Here is a 20,632-nt window from a genome sequence, read left to right on the forward strand (position 1 = left end):
GTTTACGAACCGTTTCGTTGTGCTAAGTCAGTAGGAATAGCTACCGATTGTCACCCTCAGTTTGCGTAAATTTAAGTTAAAACCGTCTAAACTTAGCGATAAGTGTTTTCAAAGCGCCTTGGCGGGTGTAGTCGGTATGCTATAATAAATCCAATCATTGCTTGAAAGGCCGCGTTTTTCTTGAGGAAAAAATTACGCCATGTGGATTACTTCATTTTGGTACCCTATCTGATTCTGTGTGCCATCGGGATCGTGATGGTCTATTCCGCTAGCGCTTATTGGGTGCAGCGGCAATATGGTGCTGCAGAAACTAAATACTTATTGCAACAAATTGTTTTTGTGGTGCTCGGGATCGGAACCGTGTTCTTCTTTGACAATATGGCCCTTAAGATTTTGCGTAATCGCTGGGTGCTATTTGTCTTGATGTCGGGTTTGTTTGTCATGTTGGTGTACCTAATCATACACGGACGGGCGGTTAACGGGGCCGCTGCATGGATTTCCATTGGCAGTTTTCGCTTGCAACCGTCTGAATTTGCCAAAATGATTTTGATTTTTTATCTGGCGCATATGTTGACGTCGCGCGAAGATAGCTTTCGGCAGGAAAATTTCCGCCTGCGTCAGATGTGGCAGCCGCTATTTATTGCCGGCATGATGATGTTGCTGGTTTTCGTCGAACCGGATACTGGCGGTTTCGCCATTCTCTTTTTGATCACGCTGGTGGTGGTGATGTCTAGCGGGATTCCAATGCGCTATGGCTTACTTTGGCTGGTTGCACTGATTGCCACAGGTATTTTGGGGTACTACATTGTGTCGCATTATCACTTCCCGGGTCTGGAACATAACTATGCTTATCAGCGGCTGGTTGCCGCGATTCATCCTTTTGAAAAGGCAAACGCGGCCGGTAATCAGGTGGTTAATTCGCTTTATGCCATTAATCACGGCGGCTTGTTTGGCGTCGGGTTGGGGATGAGCAGTCAAAAACTGGGGTATCTACCTGAGCCTTATACTGATTTCATTTTGGCTGTCATTGCCGAAGAACTGGGCTTAGTCGGCACAGTGGTCGTACTGGGCTTACTGTTTTTCCTGGTGATGCGGTTTTATCTGATTGGCATTCGTTCCAAAAATACTTATCACACTCTGATTGCTTACGGCATTGCGACGATGATGTTTGTCCAAACGGTTTTCAATGTCGGTGCCGTCGCCGGTGTGTTACCTGTTACCGGGGTCACGTTGCCGTTTATCAGTTATGGCGGCTCAAGTATGATTGTTTTGTCGATGGCAGTCGGGATTATGCTCAATATCAGTTATCATAGCGAACGTACGCAACGAAAGGTAGAGAAAACGCATGCATAAAGTTTTAGTCGCGAATCGTGGCGAAATCGCCATTCGGATTTTCCGTGCCTGTGAGGAGCTGGGCCTCAAGACCGTTGGCATTTTTGCCAAGGAAGATGCCTTGTCGATTCACCGGTTCAAAGCTCAAGAAAGTTACCAAGTAGGCGCAGGCAAGGCACCCATTGCCGCTTATCTGGATATGGATGATATCATTCGCATTGCCAAACAAAGCGGGGCGGATGCGATCCATCCCGGCTATGGGTTGCTTTCTGAAAACGCAACGTTTGCCCGTAAAGTTCGGGCTGCGGGTTTAACGTTTGTTGGCCCTCGCTCGGAGTTGCTTGATGTGTTTGGCGATAAAGTGGCAGCGAAAGAAGCAGCCCATAAGGCCGGGTTGGCGACGATTCCGGGGACACCGGAGCCAACACGTGACTTCAGCGAAATTCAGGATTTTACCGCAACGCACGGTTTCCCGGTGATGCTTAAAGCAGCCAGCGGTGGTGGCGGCAAAGGGATGCGTATTGTTCACTCCGAAGCTGAGCTGGAAGCTGTGTATCAAAATGCGGTTAATGAAGCCAAGGCTAGTTTTGGTGATGATCGCATGTACGTTGAAAAGTACATCGCTTCGGCTAAACACGTCGAAGTTCAGGTGTTAGGCGATGAGCACGGACATCTTTTGCATCTTTTTGAACGTGACTGCTCAGTCCAGCGCCGCCAGCAAAAAGTCGTTGAAATTGCGCCGGCAGTTGCTTTGCCGGTCGCTTTGCGTGCGAAGATCTGCCAAAGTGCCGTGGACTTGATGGCAAGTCTGCATTATGAAAACGCCGGGACTGTAGAATTTCTGGTTGACGGCGATCAGTATTACTTTATTGAAGTTAATCCCCGCGTTCAGGTGGAACATACAATTACGGAACTCATCACAGGTGTCGATATTGTTCAGTCGCAATTGCGGATTGCTGCCGGAGCGGATTTGTTTGCCGATCTGCACTTGCCGCAGCAAGATGAGCTGCGTGAAAATGGCGCTGCGATTCAGTGCCGGATTACGACCGAAGATCCAGAAAACAACTTCATGCCGGATACCGGAACCATCAATACTTATCGTTCTCCGGGTGGCTTTGGTATTCGGCTGGATGTCGGCAATGCATACGCCGGCGCCGTCGTCAGCCCTTATTTTGACTCTTTATTGGTAAAAGCTAGCGTTCATGCACCAAATTTTCCGGCAGCAGTGGCCAAAATGCAGCGTGCCTTACACGAATTTCAAATTACCGGTGTTAAAACCAACGTCGCTTTCTTAGAGCATCTATTGGCTACTAAAACCTTCCGGACAGGTGAGGCAGAGACAGCATTCATTGACGCCCATCCCGAATTGTTGCAGGTGCAAGCTAAACCGGATCTGGCTTCCCGGCTGTTATGGTATATCGGCGATGTGACGATCAACGGGTTTAAAGGCGTTGAGCGCCAAACGCAAAAGTATTATCCTGAGCTACAATACGATAGCCATTTTCCAACAACCAAGCCGCAGACTGATTTAGTGGCACTGCTTAAAGACAAGGGTGCAAATGGCGTTACTGATTGGGTAAAAGACCACAAATCGCTGTTGCTGACGGATACGACTTTTCGTGATGCCCACCAGAGTTTATTTGCTACCCGCATGCGGACTCGCGATATGCTGACGGTTGCCAAGGATATGGGCAACGGCTTGCCTAATCTGTTTTCGATGGAAGTATGGGGTGGTGCGACGTTTGATGTGGCGTACCGGTTCTTGAATGAAGATCCGTGGGTCCGATTGAAAAAACTGCGCGCAGCATTACCGCATACGTTGTTACAGATGCTGTTTCGTGGCAGTAATGCCGTTGGTTATCAGAACTACCCTGACAATGTGATTAAAGCTTTCATTCAACAAGCGGCTGATGATGGCGTTGACGTTTTTCGAATATTTGACAGTCTGAACTGGCTGCCGCAAATGACGCTGAGTATTGATACGGTCAAACAAACCGGTAAGCTTGCGGAAGCAACGATGTGTTACACTGGCGATATTTTAAGCGATGCCCATCCAAAATATCAATTGGCTTATTATGTGGCGCTGGCCAAGCAACTTGTTGACGCCGGCGCGGATATGATTGCCATTAAAGATATGGCGGGATTGCTTAAACCACAAGCGGCTTCAGTCTTGATTGGCGCGTTAAAAGACGCTGTTTCGGTACCGATTCATTTGCATACCCACGATACAACCGGCAACGGCATTGCTACTTACTTGGCAGCGACGCATGCTGGGGTCGACATTGTTGATGTTGCCCAAAGTAGCTTTTCGGGGACGACCAGTCAGCCAAGTCTGGAAAGTCTTTACTATGCTCTGAGTGGCGATCAGCGTCAACCCGAAGTGGCGATTGAAAAAGCCCAGTCGTTGGATCGTTATTTTCAGGCAATCCGGCCTTACTATGCCGACTTTGGCAACGGCGTGACCGGGCCGCTAACCGATATTTACACTGTTCAGATGCCAGGTGGCCAGTACAGCAATTTGCAACAGCAAGCTCGCAGTATGGGCATTACAGACTTCGAAGCCGTTAAAGCCATGTATGCGCAAGTCAACACTTTGTTCGGCGATATCATTAAGGTAACCCCGTCGTCAAAAGTGGTCGGTGACATGGCGCTGTTTATGCTGCAGAATCACTTGACACCGGAAATGGTCAAGGACCATGGTGAACAATATGATTTTCCGGCATCAGTGGTTGCCTTTTTCAAAGGCGATTTAGGTCAACCGGTTGGCGGTTTTCCTAAAGATTTACAGAAAAAAATCCTCAAAGGGCAAAAACCGCTGACTGTCAGACCGGGCCAACTGGCTAAGCCGGTCGATTTCGCCGCTGTTCGGCAGGACTTGATCGCGGCGGGCGTGGCTGAACCAAGCACTGAAGAAGTTTTAAGCGCCATTTTATATCCGGATGTTTTCAAGGCCTTTGTTCGCAAGCAGAAGCAGATCGGACCGGTCACCAAACTTGACTCGCCTTCTTATTTCCAGGGCATGCGGATTGGCGAAACCGTTTCGGTGCCAATCAAGGCTGGTAAAACGCTGATTATTCAGTTAAATGCGATCGGGACGGCGGATGCCAGTGGCATGAAGACGCTTTATTTCACGGTTGACGGGCAGAAACAGGAGATCCAGATTCGCGATGCCCACCAAAAGAGTGCCGGATTGCAGCATCAGTTGGCAGAACCGACTGACAAGAACCAAATCGGCGCACCAATGGCCGGCAAAATTGTTTCAGTCGCAATCAAACAAGGGCAGCAGGTTGCAAAAGGCGATGCTCTGTTTGTCATCGAAGCCATGAAAATGGAAACAACCGTCCACGCGCCGTTTGCCGGCACCGTCACCCACTTGTATGTTGAGGCAGGCGCGTTAATTAAAAGTCAGGAACTGTTGGCCAAGCTTCAGCCCGGTGCCGCCAAGCAGTGAGTTTAGAAGGTGAAAGCATGTTTTCAATGAAACAGCGGCAGGGCCTAGTTGTTTGGGTGTATTCACTTAAGCAACTTAAGACGCTGCGGCGTTACGGCACCATTATGTATGTTTCGCGGCGCATGAAATATGTTTATTTGTATATGGATCGCGACGAAATTACGGCAGCGAGCAATAAATTAAGTAAGTTGCGGTTTGTCAAACGTGTCGAACCGTCGCATCGTCCGGAATTAAAAACCGAGTTCGGCAGCGATATCGGTAAATCCAAACCGACAGAAGAAGATCTGGAAACCAAAGCAAAACAGCGGCGGCGCGACCGGATGACAATTGACAAGCCAAAAGGGGATCATCATGCGAGTCATTAGCGGGGCCTTTCGCGGCTTGCGGCTGAACGCGGTTCCGGGTAACCAGACGCGACCGACAGCCGATAAAGTTAAAGAATCCATGTTTAATATGCTCGGACCATATTTTGATGGCGGTCATGCCCTTGATTTATATGCAGGCACCGGGGCACTGGGAATCGAAGCGGTGTCACGCGGGATGCACGATGCCGTGTTAGTGGATCGTCAATACGCGGCGATCAAAACGATCAACGCCAATGTGGCACTCACCAAACATTCCGAAAATTTTACGGTCTTAAAGATGTCGGTTAACAAAGCAATTGAACATTTTACTGCCGCGGGTCAGTCGTTTGATCTCATTTTGATGGATCCGCCTTATGCGCAACAACATGTGATCGCCCAGTTAGCTGCGTTTGTCAGTGGTGATCTCTTGGTACCCGGAGGCCGGGTCTTGGTTGAAACCGGACTGGATGTCGTTTATCCTGAGGTCATTCCCGGATACACCAAACTGCGGCGCCAGACTTATGGCGTGGCACAGGTTTTGATTTTAGAGCGAAACGAGGAAGATCATGACTAAAAAAATCGCAGTATTTCCTGGCAGCTTTGATCCGTTTACGAATGGTCATTTGGATACCGTTTTGCGGGCTAGTCGCTTGTTTGATGAAGTGGTCGTAGCGGCGATGACGAATACCAGCAAGAAGGCACTTTTCTCAAGTGATGAAAAATTGGCATTGATCGCGGTTAGTACTGCCGACTTGCCAAATGTCAAAGCAGTAGCGGCACCTAGGCGTTTGACAGTTGAATTTGCCAAATCAATTGGTGCCCAGTTTATTATTCGCGGCATTCGCAACGTTGCGGACTTCGGCTATGAGGCTGATATTGCCACGGTCAATCATGACTTGGACAGTCAGATTGAAACAGTCTTTTTGCTCGCGGATAAGCAATACGACGCCTTGTCCAGTACGATTATCAAGGAAGTCGCGGCGTTTGGTGGCGACATTCATCGGTTTGTGCCGGCGCCAGTTGAAAAAGCCTTATACAAGAAACTAGGTGAGCCTCATCAAGCCAATTAATCGGTTAAAACAGAAAAAACGCTGGCGGTGGCTCATTGGTATTTTGGTTGGCGTTATCGTGCTAGCTGCGCTTCTTTTCTTCCCGACCAACTATTATCTGGAAGTACCGGGCTCGGCGGAGTCGTTGAAGCCTTATGTTAAGGTCACCGGCAGTAAAGACAATGCCAAGGGAAGTTACATGTTAACGACGGTGGGCGTGGTCGGTCCCGCCTCACCCGCGTTATTACTGTTTAGCAAAACGCAGGCCCACACCGATATTGTCTCCAAGCAAGATTTAATGGGCAATGACAGTAGCGCCGAATATGATCAATTGCAGGCCTATTATATGAAAAGTGCTGCCAATAATGCGGTTGCAGCAGCGTTCAAAGCTGCCAAGAAACCGTATCAGATTCACCATCGCGGCATTTATGTGATGTCGATTTTACCGCAGTCACCCTTCAAGGGGAAATTGGCTCTCGGTGACACCATTACCAAATTAAATGGTAAATCATATAAAACTGCCGACGCTTATGTGAACGCAATTAAATCGCAAAAAGTGGGCACGGCCATTACGCTGACGTATCAACATCAAGGTAAGACCAAACAGGCCACGGCGAAGTTGATTCGCTTGCCACAGACAAAGCGCGCCGGCATTGGCATTACGCTGACCGAAAACACAGCAGTCACGAGTGATCCTAAGGTTAAGATTGATGCGGGGAATATCGGCGGCCCGAGTGCCGGCACCATGTTTGCCTTGCAGATCTATACGCAGATCACCCATCAGAATTTGCGCCGCGGACACGTGATTGCCGGAACCGGCACCATCGATCCAGCTGGTCACGTTGGCCAAATCGGCGGCATTGATAAGAAAGTGGTCGCCGCGGATGCCAAGGGGTCCAAAGTTTTCTTTGCTCCGAATCAGCCTGCCACCAAAAAGTTGAAGCACTATGATCCAAATTATGTCAACAACTATACGGAAGCGGTGCAGACGGCTAAGCAAATTAAGACCAAGATGAAAATCGTACCGGTCAAGACTTTAAGCGATGTGATTCGGTATATGGAAAATTATTCGAAAACCGCCAAGTAACGTCATGATTTTAAAACGAGAACTGTCAGTTTGGCAGTTCTTTTTTAATGGCTTGCGTAATGTGTTGTCGAGGTGAGAAAAATGACGACACTGACGTATTGGCTCAAAACATATTGGTACGCGCCTTTGATTATCGTCATTGGCGGCTTCTTTTTTTGGCAACAGGCTCAAGGTAGTTCGGCTAACCAACCGCTGTCCGAGAGTGGGCGTGCTAGCGGCAGTTCGCAGGTGATGATGTCCCGGTCTTCCGGTAGTGCAAGCAGTCGCAGTCGGCCATCGCAAGGATTTGTGCATCTCAAAGGGGCAGTCTTGCGGCCTGGTATTTATCCGGTTAGGGAAAACACACGGTGGGACGAGGTCGTTAAAGCTGCCGGCGGACTGACCGCCAATGCCGATATGCAACAGGTTAATTTAGCCAAAATTGCCAGTGATCAGGAAAGCCTGCATGTACCGGAAAAAGGGGAGACGGTTGCTGCACCGGTCGCTACGGCAACTTCCGGGGTTGCTTCAAGCGGCGAAGCGAAGGCTCAAGCCGCTGGTGGCGGCGGTGCTGTTGATCTCAATAAAGCAGATGCGACCCAGCTGCAAACGATTAGCGGGATCGGACCGAAAAAAGCCGCTGATATTATTAATTATCGGGATAGTCATGGCGGTTTCAAAGAGATTGCCGAGCTCAAGGAAGTGCCGGGAATCGGCGATAAAACGTTTGAAACTTTGGCTCCGCAGTTTACGCTGGGGCCATGAGCGGCCGGCTTATTTTGGTGACAGTTGCTTTACTTGCCGGTATCATGGGCGGAATCGGGTTTTGGTGGGTGACGGGGTTATTGGTCATTTGGCTGATTATTAAAACGGATCGAACGATTTCTATTTGTGTTGGTTTGTTTTTCGTGATTGGGTTGGGACGCGGCGTTATGGATGTCCTTCAGTGGCGCCATCCGCCCCAGCCACATGGCAGTATCGCTATTCCGGCTTCGGCTATTAAACTTAAAGAGGGGTATGTTAGTTTTATCGGTCGGGCGGCTAACGGCGTCAGTGTCAGCGGTCGTGGTACGGTCTCCCAAGCGGTCGCCAGCAAATTGGCAACGAATGACCAGCCCGTGCGGCTAGAGGGTGCTTACGAAGTGACACGCCTAGCTCCGGCGCGCAATCAATATGAATTTGATTATGCAACTTACGCGTGGCAGAGTCGGCAACTTGCTTATGAATTAGTTAAACCAACCTTAGATTTTTCGTTTCAGCAAAAACAGCAACTGCAGGATGTTATTGACGGGTGGCGTGTCAAGATCTTTGCTTATTTTGCCCAGTTGCCGCCTAAGGTACGCCAATATGCCAAGGGACTATTGCTAGGACAAATGGATGATGACTTTATGACCCAGCGGCAGGCGTTTGTCGATTTAGGTGTTTTCCACCTTTTTTCCATATCCGGATTACATCTGTTCGCATTAGTCGCCGCGCTATACTGGTTTGCTGCCCGGCTTCGGATACCTCAGGGCGTTGTTGATTTGGCGCTGATGGGCTTGTTGCCGCTTTTATTGCTCTTGTTGCCATTGGGGGCAGGCTTGTGGCGTGCTGTCTGGATGCGACTAGCCGGGATCGTTAATCGCTATCTTCAGTTAGGCTTTACCGGTCTAGATTTATTTGGCATGGTGCTGATGGTGAATTTAATCTGGCAGCCGCGAATTTTAATGACGATGGGTGGGCAGCTGACTTATTTAATGACCGGTTTACTCATTAGTTTGCCGACCATGCGTAAATGGCAACTGAATTGGCGGTTGGTTCTGGCCGGCATGCCGGTTATTGCCTGGCATACGTTTAGCTTTAATGTGCTGACAGTGATTTTTAATTGGTTATTGATGCCAATTTTTGAATTGGCGATTATGCCCGGTTTGGTTGTGGCTTTGGCATTGCCACATTCGGGGGTGACACGCCTTTTCAATGATGCCCTCCAGCTGTTAGAAACCGTGTTGATCGGACTGAGCCGACTGCCGGGACAAATGATCATCGGTGCTTTTCCTAGTTGGTTAGCTGTTGCCGGTGTGCTTGTGATGGCCATTGTTATTACTCGGCTGAAGTGGCCACTCGCCATTAGCTGGTTTTTGGTTGTGCTGGCGTGGTGCTGGTATCAACCGAATTATCGGGTCGTGATGTTTGATGTGGGGCAAGGGGACGCTATTTTAATCGAAGCGCCTTTTCGCCGTGGCGTGATGTTGATTGATACTGGCGGACGAATCTTTGGCCAAACCAGTCATCCACCTGTTAGCCGAGCAATTGTTCCCTACCTGCATGCGCGCGGATATGCGCGTTTAAATACATTGGTCGTGACCCATCCGCATATGGATCATCTGGGGGATGCCCCGTTACTGGCGCAACTCATGCCGATCAGTCGCCTAATTACGACGCCAACCGCGCAGAGCCATCCCATGATTCGTAAGGTTCGACAGCGGGTGGGAACGATGCAGGTTGTTACGGCTGATCAGCAGCTTCAGGTGGGCCCGTTACAATTTCAGGTGCTCTGGCCGACGGTAGATGCGCGCCCCAATCCGCAAGATAAGAACGCCGATTCGATTGTGCTCTATGGTAAAATAGGCAAAAGTAACTGGTTGTTTACCGGTGATGCTGATCAGACGATTGAAAGGTCACAAGTTTTACCGCGCCAACTTAAGGCCGATTTTTTAAAAGCAGGGCATCACGGTTCAAAAACTTCCAGTGATCCCGCGGTTGTTGCAAGTTTAGATTTAAAGGCAGCGTTAATTTCTGCAGGAGTTGCCAATCGCTATGGTCACCCGCATCGGGAGACACTTGAGACGTTTGCCAAGGCCGGCGTGCCAGTGGTAAGCACGCATGAGCAGGGGATGATATGGGTTGAATCAAGCCCCTATCGCCAAGAAGACGAATTATTCGGTTGGTTAAAAATAAAGGAGTCCAAGTCACATGCAGGTCCGTGATTTTATCAAACATCTAAAAAATGGTGATCGTCCGCCACTGACGCTTATTCTTGGCGAAGAACAGGCACTGCGCGAACAGGCCCAACAAGCAATTGCCAACATGATTCCCGAAGATCAAAAGGCAATGAATTTTGGCCGTTACGATATGCATCAGACACCTGTTGGCGTGGCTTTAGACGACGCTACTTCGATGCCGTTTTTCGGGGACTATCGAGAAGTAGTGATTGACGCGCCTTACTTTTTAACCGGCGAGAAGAGTACGGATAAAATTGATCATGACCTTGCCGGATTACAGACCTATTTTGAAAATCCTGTCCCGTCAACCATGATGGTATTGGTGGCACCTTACAAAAAGTTGGATGAACGTAAGCGACTGACGAAAGCACTGAAAAAGTCGGCATTGATCGTTGATGCGGCGCCACTTGATGAACACGCTGCCCGCATGGCACTGGCGCAAATTTTCAAGCAACATAAAGTTAGCATTGAAGCTCCGGCACTGGACACACTTGTGCAGCGCACGAATGGCCAATATTCCATCATGATGGGAGAAGTGCGCAAACTTTTGACCTACGCCAGCGATGGTAGCCCGCTAACTGTTGCGGCGGTCTCGGCACTCGTACCCAAGCAACTCAATGACCGAGTCTTTGATTTGGTAACGGATGTGTTACGCAAACATGCAGCGGATGCTTTGGCATTGTACCGGGATCTGCTTGCCCAGCGAGAAGAGCCGATTCGGTTGAATGCCTTGATGCTTGGCCAATTTCGTTTATTACTGCAAGTTAAGCTGTTGGCTCAAAAAGGGTATGGCCAGGGGAACATTGCCACAACGCTTAAGGCGCATCCTTATCGCGTCAAGTTGGCGTTGCGACAAGTTGATCGATTGCCTTACCAACAGCTAACGCAGGCTTATAGTGGTTTGGTTGATACCGAGACAGCTATGAAAACCGGAACCATTGATAAGGAATTGGCGTTTGAACTTTTTATGCTTAAATATACGGGACAGTCATCGGCTGGGCATCGTGGTAATCAGCGTCAATCAGTACGTTAACCGGGCGATGAGTGGTCGCTAAATACCGCGGCTTGTTTGTTAGGGTAATGGTCGTCATCAGTTGGTCAAATACTTGGACATCAAAAAACAGCTACCACGTGTCGCAAAACACGCGGTAGCTGTTTTAAATTGGCTTAACGCCTTGATTACTTGTTGAGTAGGGCTGAAAGACGGCTCTTATCGCGGCCGGCCTTGTTCTTTTTGATGAGGCCCTTGCTGTTTGCCATGTCGATGGCACGAGTTGCTGCCTTGTAAAGATCCTGACTGTTGTCAGCATTTTGTTCGGTTGCACTCTTGAACTTCTTAACAGCAGTACGCATTGCGTTCAACTGAGCGATGTTGCGTTCGCGAGCGGCTTCTTGTGTCTTAACACGCTTGATTGCAGATTTGATTTGTGGCATGAGATGTTCACCTCCAACAGTGGATTATGATAAAACTGCATAAGTTTCAACAGACGCTATTATACAGAAGCCAAGCAGCCAATGCAATAAAAACTTGTAAAGGAAAATTGCTTGATAGCTAAAATGACTTGCAATCGCCGGTCAACTCCGGTAAAGTTAGACAGTACTTTGAACCCGATACTTAGTTTTGCGATCCACCGACGCTTTACTCAGTTTCAGGCAATATTCAGAAAGGTGGTACACAACATTGGCAATTGACCAAACTCAAAAGAACGAAATCATTAAGCAATATGCACGACATGATGGTGACACTGGTTCACCAGAGGTTCAGATCGCGGTTTTGACAGCAGAAATTCTGGCATTAAACGATCACTTGTCCGTTCACAAGAAAGATCATCACAGCTACGTCGGCCTGATGAAGAAAATCGGCCATCGTCGTAACTTGCTGGCTTACCTGCGTAACAAAGATATCATCCGCTACCGTGACTTAATCAAGTCATTAGGCCTGCGTCGTTAAGCTATTCACCAAAGGTCGCCTGTTGAGGCGGCCTTTTTTGGTGTGAGCGTGAACCAGCCCGGTTAGAAACCGGAGCATAAGCGGCCTCGAACCTTAATGGCTGGGCTTTGCCATTAAGGTTCGAGGTCCTTATGTGCAGGTTTCTGGGCTGGTGAACGCGTTATGGTAGTAGCAAGGGAAAGTGCGGTTTTGGCCATTTAGCCTTGAGGTCCTTACACGCAGGCTCCTGCGTCAGTGAACGCGTTATAGAGAGCAGAAGAAGGGTATCGTACCAGGCCTTGAATAGAACACTTTTCCCCGATGGCAGTTTTTGACCATTGCGCCCAAGATCCTCACACGCAGGCTCCTGCACCCATAAGCGCCTGATATCATCTTGGATATTCCTAGGTCAAAATGCTATAACCAACGTAACGGCTAGACAAACTACCTAAGGGGATGGGCGAATATGTATGAGGAGTACCGTCAGCGCTACCAAAATCAACTATTACGGGTCACCGTTTTGGGGGTCACTCCAAACAGTGCTTGGGTACTTGCGGGCATAAGCGGCAAATGGGCATTTGTTGCCGTGACTCGAGATGAGCCGGATCAAGTTATCACGTCCCAAATTGATCCGGCAATTGTGCAATTAATCCGGCTGATCGCTAAACGCTTGCTCGGATTTGACGTGAACACGTCTATACTGCCAGGCTCGCTTAAAGCAATGGTAACGTCGTTTTCATCTGATGATGTCAACCGGCCACGCAAGACTTTCCCGTTGACTTTAATTCGCAAACCTGCTGGCACATCTCTGGACTTTTGGTCCTTGGGCGAAGCGGCGTTTTTAACGGTGCCTGATCAAAAAATACAACCAGCTGACTTGCGCACTTGGTTAGTTAATCTGCTGCCGCATGCTCACGGTGTCGGGTTTGGCCCAGTAACCGATCGCGCGGCTTTGGCAGTCATGGCGCTTGATCATGGGCAACAATTTGCTGCTGGCAGTTCGCCTGAAGTTGCCGTGGTTTTAGCGAATGGCCGCGAAGTCGCCGAGTACCATTTGGATGCCGCACAAACTAGCGATGCCGGTTACCAGGCTGCACTTGAAACGGCCAAGCAAAATCAGGCAACTGTCCGCAGGTTCTTTGCCGACGAAGTGTGAATGGATGGCAGTACAAGCAACTAAAAACGACCATTGAAAAAAGAACGCTACTAGTCACGTTACATGCCTGTTCGAATAAATCCGTCTTATGCAGCTCGCTGACTTGCTACCAGCTCATCAAACGTTGCTAGGCCGGCAGTTTAGGGAGGCATTTTGCATTCAAACATCATTGGATCAGGTGCCGGCAATGTCGGTTCTATAGGTTTTCAACGCTTCGTGTGTTACACTGGTAGCAGAATTTATTCGGCGGAAGCATGTTGCAACGCACGGTTGTCAACGATGCTTCCATAATTTAACCACGAGGTGAAACCATGACGAAGATCAATCTGGTCGCTCTTGGTGGGGTACGTGAAAACGGAAAAAACATGTACGCCGTCGAAGTTGACGACCAAATTTTTGTATGCGATTTTGGATTGAAATATCCTGATAATGAGTTACTGGGAATTGATGTTGTCATTCCCGATTTTAGCTACTTAACCGAAAATGCTGACCGTATTGCCGGTATTTTCCTGAGTCACGGGCATGCAGATGCTGTTGGGGCGCTGCCGTATTTTCTGGTAGATCATCCGGTTCCGGTTTTTGGATCGGAATTGACGATTGCCATGGCCAAAGTCTTTATGCAGCATGACAGTCAGGCCAAGAAATTTAAGGATTTTCATGTCATTGACGAAAAGTCCGTGATCGATTTTGGCGATGTGTCTGTGTCGTTCTTTAAGACTACGCATAGTATTCCGGGTTCATTGGGGATTGATATTGAAACCAGCGAAGGCCAGATTGTCTACACTGGGGACTTTAAGTTTGACCCTAGTGCGACGCCGATGTATCAAACGGACTGGTCACGGCTGGCACAAATTGGCAACAAGAAGGTTCTCGCGTTGCTGTCAGACTCAGCCAATGCGGAATCGCCTTATCCGAATGCCAATGAGCATGAAATATACGACCATATCAAAGAAACATTTGAATATCAGGATGGCCGGATTATTGTGGCAGGGGTTGCCAGCAACATTCAGCGGATTCAGCAAGTCATTAATGCCGCCGCATCACTCGGTCGCCGGGTTGTCTTGACCGGGCGCGATGTCGAAAAGGTGGTTAAGACGGCTATTCGCTTAGGCTATATCAAGCTGCCTAATGACGATATTTTAGCAAAAACCAAGGAATTAAAGGCGTTAGCGCCAGAAAAAACCGTCATTCTTGAAACTGGCCGGATGGGCGAACCGATGAAGTCGCTGCAACGAATGGCAACATCACGCCACCGTCTCATCCACATTCATGACGGCGATCTCGTCTTCATCACGACAACCATTGCTCATGCGATGGAAACCATGGCAGCGCGGACAAAAGATATGATTTATCGCGCTGGTGGTGACGTTAAGGTTTTGGGCGATGATATTCATTCCTCCGGCCATGCTTATAAGAACGATCTTCAATTGATGATCGACCTGCTGAAGCCGGAATATCTGATACCGGTGCAAGGCGAGTATCGGCTGTTGGCGGCGCATGCTGAAATCGCGCATGAAGCCGGAATCCCGTTAGCAAATATCTTTATTGTCGGCATGGGGGATATTTTACGCTATGAAAAAGGCCAGATGAATGCTTCCGGTCATGTCAATGCCGGCAACACCATGATCGATGGCATTGGCGTTGGCGACATTGGTAACATCGTCCTGCGCGATCGTAAAATGCTTGCCGAAGATGGCATTTTTATTGCCGTCGTCACGATTGACCGCAAGAAAAAGCGGGTTGTTTCCACGCCTAAAGTAACCAGTCGGGGATTCGTTTATCTGAAAACCAGCCGTGATTTGCTTGCAGAAAGTGGCACTTTGGTCACAGAAACGGTTCAAAAGAATCTCGATAACAAGGAGTTTGATTGGACTCATCTTAAACAGGATGTTCGCGATAAGCTCAGCCGCTTCTTGTTTGAGCAAACCAAGCGACGTCCCGTGATTTTACCGGTGATCATGGAAGTTAACCAAAATAGTGCCAAGCGCCAATAGCTAAGTAAAAAAATTCGGAACGATATCCGGATTTTTTTGTTTAGCTTAGAGACAAGTGATTATCGGCAAGATAGGAGGATCGTATGGCAAAGATGGTATCATTACCGGATAACGAAAATCGCCACTTTGTTATTGGTGAGAAAGCTCTGCAAAAAGGCAACTTTGCCTCGGCAGCCGCACATCTTGAAAAGGCCTATGAGGTGGAACAGAATTTTGCCACTGCCCGGCCATTAGCGGCCAGTCTGAACGGACTTAAGCAATATCATGAAAGTCTCAATGTGATCCTGCCGCATTACAAGACATTTTTAGAAACCGATGCAGACACTCAACTGGCACTGGATGCCTGGCTGGGTACATTGAATTTCGTCATGGCGCGGACGATGTTGCGGGAGCTGGAGCCGGAGCGGCGGCAACATTTTCTGAAACAAATCGAAAAGGCTGAAGAAGTGGTCTTAAAGCAGCGAGGCGAACAAATTGCAGACTTGGTGAGAAAACTAAGCCATTTGGGCGGCTTTTCACGGCAAGAACAACAAGATCTGTTCAGCCAGATCGGACTTCTGCCAAAAGCAAAGCTGATTGAAGCCGCGGTACCTGATCTGACGGACCTGTCAGTGCCGGTTGCCATGCGCGTCTCGTTGTTAGATTTGCTGACAAATGTCGGGTATGATCAGCCGGTGCAGTATCAAGCCTACGATCGGCAGGAGACACTGATTCCCAGTGAACTACCGGGAATGGCGGAGGAAAAAGCGGGACCGCAAATTCTGGCGCGGCTTCAGGATGCACTGGGCGACGACGATCAGGAATTAGGCAAGGCGCTTGTCCAGATGGCGCGAGTGCAAGTCGCTTTTTTGTATCCGGATATCGAACGTTTGATTCCGGATCAGGCGGCTTTTGTGCAGGCGTATCTTGATCATCATCAGGGAAAAGCAACCAACTTTGACAAACTTTTCGCTTGGCAAGCGGCCGAAACAGCGAAATTGTCTGAATAGGCGAAATGACACGTTTTCACTGTAAATGAAAGAAACTTGACGCTATCTGTTTACAAAGTGAAAATGACCATGTATACTCATTGCTGGAATTCATTTCCAGCGTAGATATTTGTTTTGGTATTTACGCTCAAATGTAGTACACTTAAACGTAAAGGATTATCAGGGTACACAAACGTATCCTGTATTCTTACGAAAAATACAGGAGGTTCGTTTTTTCATGGCTGAAAAAGAACACTATGAACGCACAAAGCCCCACGTAAACATTGGTACGATCGGGCACGTTGACCACGGTAAAACAACATTGACCGCGGCTATTACCAAAGTATTGGCGGAGAAAGGCCTTGCCAAAGCGCAGGACTATGCTTCGATTGATGCTGCACCAGAAGAAAAAGAACGTGGCATCACCATCAACACCGCCCACGTTGAATATGAAACGGAAAAGCGCCACTATGCACATATCGATGCACCAGGGCATGCTGACTACGTTAAGAACATGATCACCGGTGCTGCGCAGATGGACGGTGCGATTCTGGTCGTTGCCGCAACTGATGGTCCAATGCCACAAACACGTGAACACATTCTGTTGGCACGTCAGGTTGGTGTTGATTACATCGTTGTATTCCTGAACAAGACTGACTTGGTTGATGATCCAGAATTGATCGACTTGGTTGAAATGGAAGTTCGGGAACTCCTCAGCGAATACGATTATCCTGGTGATGATATTCCTGTCCTCCGTGGTTCTGCCTTGAAAGCACTTGAAGGCGATAAGGAACAGGAAAAGGTTATCATGGAATTGATGGATACCATCGACGAATATATTCCAACCCCAGTTCGTGAAACCGACAAGCCATTCTTGATGCCTGTCGAAGATGTCTTCACCATCACTGGTCGTGGTACTGTTGCTTCTGGCCGTATCGATCGTGGTACCGTTAAGGTCGGCGACGAAGTTGAAATCATCGGCTTGAAGCCAGATGTTCTCAAGTCCACCGTTACGGGTCTTGAAATGTTCCGTAAGACCTTGGATCTTGGTGAAGCCGGCGATAACGTTGGTGTTCTGCTTCGTGGGATCAACCGTGACCAAGTTGAACGTGGTCAGGTTCTGGCAAAGCCAGGTTCCATCCAGTTGCACAACAAGTTCAAGGGTGAAGTTTATATCCTGACAAAAGAAGAAGGTGGCCGTCATACGCCATTCTTCTCCAACTATCGTCCACAGTTCTACTTCCACACCACCGATGTTACCGGTGTGATCGAATTGCCAGAAGGCGTTGAAATGGTTATGCCTGGCGATAACGTTACTTTCGAAGTTGACCTGATTGCTCCGGTTGCTATCGAAAAAGGTACCAAGTTCACCGTTCGTGAAGGCGGTCGTACTGTTGGCGCCGGCGTTGTTTCCGAAATTCTTGACTAATTTCTGAATAAACGTTTAAAGTCCGCAAGCTTGCTTGTGGGCTTTTTTGTTTGAGCGTGAACCAGCCCGGTTAGAAACCGGAGTGTAAGCGGCCTTGGACGTGATGGCGTTTTTGGCCATTGCGCCCAAGGTCCTTACACGCAGGCTCCTGCGCCAGTGAGCGCGTTATAGAAAGCGCACGTAAGATACTTAATTGCCTCAAACAGAATAGCTCCTTTTAACGTATCTATGGACGTGACGCCCACAAGCCTTCACACGCAAACTCTTACGCTAGCGAAAAAATGCCTATTTCAAACAACCAAAAAAATCTCAAGCCGAGTAAGACTTGAGATTTTTTAATACGATTGATTGGCTGCCACTGCTCATAGAGGACGACTTGCTCAAATCCCCGAAGTTAGTCAGATTACCTTTAGGCAGACTGCTTCGTTTCGCTAGGCTCCGCCAATGTGATCTGCGTTTTTTCAGGTTCGATTTTATCAGCTTCCAAAATGGTTTTACCGATAGAATGTGCCCGAATACTGCCACTGCCTGGATTTTTGACACTGATAATATCGGAGCAAATATCCGCATCAATATTGGTGCTGTATTCAAAAACCAGATCGGAATGGAGCAGCGCGCAGTTCTTCATGGTTAAATGATCGATATAACACAATCCCTGATTGCTCTCGATGGTGCAGTTGATGAGTGTCAGGTTCTTGGCATTCCAGCCGAGGTAATTGCCGTTGATGGTGGAGTCGTAAATGGTGACATTTTCAGAGTTCCAAAACGCATCTTTAGCCACAAGTGTGGAATGATGCATCTCGACGTTTTTGGCACCATCAAAGGCGTAATCACCAATCAAATTGAGATGGTCGGCGACGATGTTCGAGCTGTTCATGCCGAAATAGTTGCCACTTGCCTGCACATGGTCGAGGCTGATGTGATCGCAGTTCCACAAACTTTCACTTGCATCGGAAAAATGGACGTTTTTTAGACGAATATCCTGACTCCGGCGAAAAGTTTTCGGAGCCTGGATCTCACTATCCGAAACCGCGATGTCAACCGTATACCAGATGCCTGATCGAGCCATGGTTTCAAAAATGGTGTTCGTCACTGCAATGTGCTGGCTGTACCACAGAGGATACTTATATTGAAAAATTGATTGATTTAACTTGATATGGCGGCTTTCTTTCAGAGGGGACTCGCCTTTTCCAAAAGTTGTACCAACGATGGTGGCATGTTCCTGACCGAATAAGGGACGTTCACCATGAAAAAATTGATTGTTGTAATTCACCATGATAGGTTCGCTTCTTTCTTTGTGGTTCCAGAAAATGATTTGATGCATGCGGCATTTTTCAGACCGTTAACACAATGATCTGAGACTTTTCAAGCTACGATGCTACTGAGAATCTCAGCAGCTTTACCAGATAAATAAACAGTGTTTGGCTCTGCCAGGTTTTCCATAGAGACTCGGGATGCATTGATGACGATTTTGGGGCAACCCAACCGAAAACCTGAGGCGGATTGACGCGTGCCAATGATTAATAATAGGTCCGCTTGTGCTAGCATTTGCTGGCCGTGCCGAATTTCGTCTGGATAAGTTGCCAAGTGCCTTAGAACGAAATCCGGTAAAATAAGTCCGCCACAGTTAGGGCAAATCGGGAGGGCAGCGGTCGGCGTTTTTTGCCAGTCACTGGGGCGATGGCAAATCGTGCAATGATTACGCCGGACATCACCCCAGTATTCCGCAATATTGTGGGTTCCGGCTTTTTGATGTAGATAGTCAACATTCATCGTCACAACACCGAGCAGCTTTTTTGCCTGTTCGAGTTGTACTAACGCTTTATGGGCATTATTGGGACGTGCCTGCGGTTGGCAAAATGTCTGCCGGTACATTTGGTAAAAAGCATGTGGATCGGCGATCGCCTCTTTCGGGTCAAGAAAGCGAAAGACATTACCGGCAAATTTATGCGATCTTTTTAAGATTTGATCAATCCCATCCAAATCCGGGATTCCCGATTCAGTCGAGATACCGGCACCCGTAAATGCAACGATTCGGTGATGTTGACGAATCAGCGCTGCTGCCTGTTGCAAACGTTGCTTTTGGCTCATGGCGCTCATCTGGTTTCGAAAACGCGCCGCGCAACAGTTAAGCCATTGAGTACCCGAGGGAAGCCGATATAGGGAATGCAATGAATCATAGTTTCGACAATTTCGGTTTTGGTCAAACCAACGTTGAGCGCGCCATTGAGATGGACTTGTAGTTGATCGGCAGTGTCACCTTGGATAAGCAGCGCGGTCAGGGTAATCATTTCCCGTTGCTTTAAATCCAACCCGGGACGATTGTAAATGTCGCTAAAAGCAAACTCCAAAATATACTTCCCAACATCAGGCGCAATATCTGCTAGCGAATGCATGACGTTGGCAGCCGCTGCACCATCAACTTGAGCAAGCGTTTCCTGACCATTTTCTAATCGTGTTTTTTCTGACATGTTCATAACCTCTTTCATTTAGGATGTCTTTACCCTAAATGCTGGAGTTAACTCCATGTCAATCATTTTTTTAAATTCTTTTCTAGCAATTTTGCTTTTAGCTGATGATACGTCGCAATTTTATTTTCCAAGAATGCAATATGGGCATCAATTTCCTGTCGTTGCGCCGTTAAGCGGGCTTTTTGGGTGAATAGCAACTCCAGACGCTCGTCAATCGTGCTATTACCTTGATAACGTAAACGTGCATACGTTTTGATTTCCTTAATGGGCATGCCGGTAGCCTTTAACCGCTTGATGAAGGCAATCCAGCGTTGGTCGGCGTCTGTGTAGGTTCGGCGATTATTTTGATCGCGGTCGGGAACAATTAAGTGTTCTTTTTCGTAGTAGCGTAACGTATCAATTGACAGTGAAACCATTTTTGAAAATTTACCAATCGAGTAGCCCATCAGTGAAGCCTTCTT

The 20,632-nt window shown here is 48.2% G+C and carries 18 protein-coding genes and 2 pseudogenes; 15 read left to right on the plus strand and 5 right to left on the minus strand.

From position 1 onward, the window contains the following. Window positions 1-180: 180 nt before the first annotated feature. The 10 genes and pseudogenes from LHUE1_RS11920 (at window position 181) to holA (ending at window position 11,256) form a co-directional block, all read left to right on the plus strand. Window positions 181-1,353, plus strand: a complete 1,173-nt coding sequence (locus tag LHUE1_RS11920) for an FtsW/RodA/SpoVE family cell cycle protein (protein ID WP_049169743.1) — start codon at window positions 181-183, stop codon at window positions 1,351-1,353. Then, window positions 1,346-4,783 (plus strand): pyruvate carboxylase, encoded by a 3,438-nt coding sequence (locus tag LHUE1_RS11925; RefSeq protein ID WP_049169744.1) that lies wholly within the window; start codon window positions 1,346-1,348, stop codon window positions 4,781-4,783. Before LHUE1_RS11920 ends, LHUE1_RS11925 begins: the two co-directional genes overlap by 8 nt. Window positions 4,784-4,800: 17 nt before the next feature. Further along, window positions 4,801-5,148 carry a YlbG family protein gene (locus LHUE1_RS11930; RefSeq protein ID WP_277848235.1) on the plus strand — a complete coding sequence of 116 codons (348 nt, stop codon included), beginning with the start codon at window positions 4,801-4,803 and terminating at the stop codon, window positions 5,146-5,148. Continuing rightward, window positions 5,135-5,701, plus strand: coding sequence for a 16S rRNA (guanine(966)-N(2))-methyltransferase RsmD (gene rsmD / locus LHUE1_RS11935; RefSeq protein ID WP_049169745.1), 567 nt, complete (start codon window positions 5,135-5,137; stop codon window positions 5,699-5,701). The genes LHUE1_RS11930 and rsmD overlap by 14 nt, the downstream gene beginning before the upstream one ends. Further along, window positions 5,694-6,197, plus strand: a complete 504-nt coding sequence (gene coaD, locus LHUE1_RS11940; RefSeq protein ID WP_049169746.1) for a pantetheine-phosphate adenylyltransferase — start codon at window positions 5,694-5,696, stop codon at window positions 6,195-6,197. Before rsmD ends, coaD begins: the two co-directional genes overlap by 8 nt. Further along, window positions 6,175-7,263, plus strand: a complete 1,089-nt coding sequence (locus LHUE1_RS11945; protein ID WP_049169747.1) for a SepM family pheromone-processing serine protease — start codon at window positions 6,175-6,177, stop codon at window positions 7,261-7,263. The genes coaD and LHUE1_RS11945 overlap by 23 nt, the downstream gene beginning before the upstream one ends. Before the next feature lie 81 nt (window positions 7,264-7,344). Continuing rightward, a pseudogene (locus LHUE1_RS14395) lies at window positions 7,345-7,738 on the plus strand (SLBB domain-containing protein); the annotation flags it as partial. Between the two features lie 77 nt (window positions 7,739-7,815). Beyond that, window positions 7,816-8,007: pseudogene (locus LHUE1_RS14400) on the plus strand (ComEA family DNA-binding protein); the annotation flags it as partial. Then, the gene (locus LHUE1_RS11955; RefSeq protein WP_213291541.1) at window positions 8,004-10,208 is read left to right on the plus strand and encodes a DNA internalization-related competence protein ComEC/Rec2; all 2,205 of its coding nucleotides are present in this window, start codon (window positions 8,004-8,006) and stop codon (window positions 10,206-10,208) included. The pseudogene LHUE1_RS14400 and the gene LHUE1_RS11955, both read left to right, overlap by 4 nt. Then, window positions 10,195-11,256 carry a DNA polymerase III subunit delta gene (holA, locus tag LHUE1_RS11960; RefSeq protein WP_049169750.1) on the plus strand — a complete coding sequence of 354 codons (1,062 nt, stop codon included), beginning with the start codon at window positions 10,195-10,197 and terminating at the stop codon, window positions 11,254-11,256. Before LHUE1_RS11955 ends, holA begins: the two co-directional genes overlap by 14 nt. A gap of 146 nt (window positions 11,257-11,402) precedes the next feature. Here the strand turns inward: holA and rpsT are convergent, their stop codons facing one another. Further along, window positions 11,403-11,657: a 30S ribosomal protein S20 gene (gene rpsT, locus LHUE1_RS11965; RefSeq protein WP_010488569.1), complete on the minus strand. Its 255-nt coding sequence runs from the start codon at window positions 11,655-11,657 to the stop codon at window positions 11,403-11,405. A 247-nt stretch (window positions 11,658-11,904) separates the two neighbouring features. On the opposite strand from rpsT, the gene rpsO reads away from it, so the two are divergent. The 5 genes from rpsO (at window position 11,905) to tuf (ending at window position 17,700) form a co-directional block, all read left to right on the plus strand. Continuing rightward, on the plus strand, window positions 11,905-12,174 hold the full coding sequence (gene rpsO, locus LHUE1_RS11970; protein WP_005685642.1) for a 30S ribosomal protein S15: 270 nt from the start codon (window positions 11,905-11,907) through the stop codon (window positions 12,172-12,174). 445 nt (window positions 12,175-12,619) lie between these two features. Further along, window positions 12,620-13,309 carry a hypothetical protein gene (locus tag LHUE1_RS11975; RefSeq protein WP_277848236.1) on the plus strand — a complete coding sequence of 230 codons (690 nt, stop codon included), beginning with the start codon at window positions 12,620-12,622 and terminating at the stop codon, window positions 13,307-13,309. A gap of 311 nt (window positions 13,310-13,620) precedes the next feature. Continuing rightward, entirely contained in the window at window positions 13,621-15,303 is a 1,683-nt protein-coding gene (locus LHUE1_RS11980) for a ribonuclease J (protein ID WP_047106075.1), read from the plus strand. 83 nt (window positions 15,304-15,386) lie between these two features. Next, on the plus strand, window positions 15,387-16,292 hold the full coding sequence (locus tag LHUE1_RS11985; RefSeq protein ID WP_049169752.1) for a tetratricopeptide repeat protein: 906 nt from the start codon (window positions 15,387-15,389) through the stop codon (window positions 16,290-16,292). A gap of 217 nt (window positions 16,293-16,509) precedes the next feature. Further along, the gene (gene tuf / locus LHUE1_RS11990; protein ID WP_010488554.1) at window positions 16,510-17,700 is read left to right on the plus strand and encodes an elongation factor Tu; all 1,191 of its coding nucleotides are present in this window, start codon (window positions 16,510-16,512) and stop codon (window positions 17,698-17,700) included. Between the two features lie 409 nt (window positions 17,701-18,109). On the opposite strand, the gene LHUE1_RS11995 is transcribed toward tuf, so the two are convergent. The 4 genes from LHUE1_RS11995 to LHUE1_RS12010 all read right to left on the minus strand — a co-directional run bounded on the left by LHUE1_RS11995 (window position 18,110) and on the right by LHUE1_RS12010 (window position 20,617). Beyond that, window positions 18,110-18,976 (minus strand): DUF3737 family protein, encoded by an 867-nt coding sequence (locus LHUE1_RS11995; protein WP_277848237.1) that lies wholly within the window; start codon window positions 18,974-18,976, stop codon window positions 18,110-18,112. 89 nt (window positions 18,977-19,065) lie between these two features. Further along, the gene (locus LHUE1_RS12000; RefSeq protein ID WP_049169754.1) at window positions 19,066-19,791 is read right to left on the minus strand and encodes an SIR2 family NAD-dependent protein deacylase; all 726 of its coding nucleotides are present in this window, start codon (window positions 19,789-19,791) and stop codon (window positions 19,066-19,068) included. Between the two features lie 5 nt (window positions 19,792-19,796). Next, a complete protein-coding gene (locus LHUE1_RS12005; RefSeq protein ID WP_025012906.1) occupies window positions 19,797-20,171 on the minus strand; it encodes a carboxymuconolactone decarboxylase family protein in 375 nt (124 codons plus the stop codon). A gap of 62 nt (window positions 20,172-20,233) precedes the next feature. Continuing rightward, window positions 20,234-20,617 (minus strand): MerR family transcriptional regulator, encoded by a 384-nt coding sequence (locus tag LHUE1_RS12010; RefSeq protein ID WP_049169755.1) that lies wholly within the window; start codon window positions 20,615-20,617, stop codon window positions 20,234-20,236. Window positions 20,618-20,632: the final 15 nt, after the last annotated feature.

The sequence above is a fragment of the Lacticaseibacillus huelsenbergensis genome (genome assembly GCF_029726355.1).
GTDB classification, from domain to species: domain Bacteria; phylum Bacillota; class Bacilli; order Lactobacillales; family Lactobacillaceae; genus Lacticaseibacillus; species Lacticaseibacillus casei.

Coding starts and splice junctions, on each gene's coding strand:
- LHUE1_RS11925 (WP_049169744.1), top strand. CDS start 1,346: ATGCATAAAGTTTTAGTCGCGAATCGTGGCGAAATCGCCATTCGGATT.
- LHUE1_RS11930 (WP_277848235.1), top strand. CDS start 4,801: ATGTTTTCAATGAAACAGCGGCAGGGCCTAGTTGTTTGGGTGTATTCA.
- rsmD (WP_049169745.1), top strand. CDS start 5,135: ATGCGAGTCATTAGCGGGGCCTTTCGCGGCTTGCGGCTGAACGCGGTT.
- coaD (WP_049169746.1), top strand. CDS start 5,694: ATGACTAAAAAAATCGCAGTATTTCCTGGCAGCTTTGATCCGTTTACG.
- LHUE1_RS11955 (WP_213291541.1), top strand. CDS start 8,004: ATGAGCGGCCGGCTTATTTTGGTGACAGTTGCTTTACTTGCCGGTATC.
- holA (WP_049169750.1), top strand. CDS start 10,195: ATGCAGGTCCGTGATTTTATCAAACATCTAAAAAATGGTGATCGTCCG.
- rpsT (WP_010488569.1), bottom strand. CDS start 11,657: ATGCCACAAATCAAATCTGCAATCAAGCGTGTTAAGACACAAGAAGCC.
- LHUE1_RS11975 (WP_277848236.1), top strand. CDS start 12,620: ATGTATGAGGAGTACCGTCAGCGCTACCAAAATCAACTATTACGGGTC.
- LHUE1_RS11980 (WP_047106075.1), top strand. CDS start 13,621: ATGACGAAGATCAATCTGGTCGCTCTTGGTGGGGTACGTGAAAACGGA.
- LHUE1_RS11985 (WP_049169752.1), top strand. CDS start 15,387: ATGGCAAAGATGGTATCATTACCGGATAACGAAAATCGCCACTTTGTT.
- tuf (WP_010488554.1), top strand. CDS start 16,510: ATGGCTGAAAAAGAACACTATGAACGCACAAAGCCCCACGTAAACATT.
- LHUE1_RS11995 (WP_277848237.1), bottom strand. CDS start 18,976: ATGGTGAATTACAACAATCAATTTTTTCATGGTGAACGTCCCTTATTC.
- LHUE1_RS12000 (WP_049169754.1), bottom strand. CDS start 19,791: ATGAGCCAAAAGCAACGTTTGCAACAGGCAGCAGCGCTGATTCGTCAA.
- LHUE1_RS12005 (WP_025012906.1), bottom strand. CDS start 20,171: ATGTCAGAAAAAACACGATTAGAAAATGGTCAGGAAACGCTTGCTCAA.
- LHUE1_RS12010 (WP_049169755.1), bottom strand. CDS start 20,617: ATGGGCTACTCGATTGGTAAATTTTCAAAAATGGTTTCACTGTCAATT.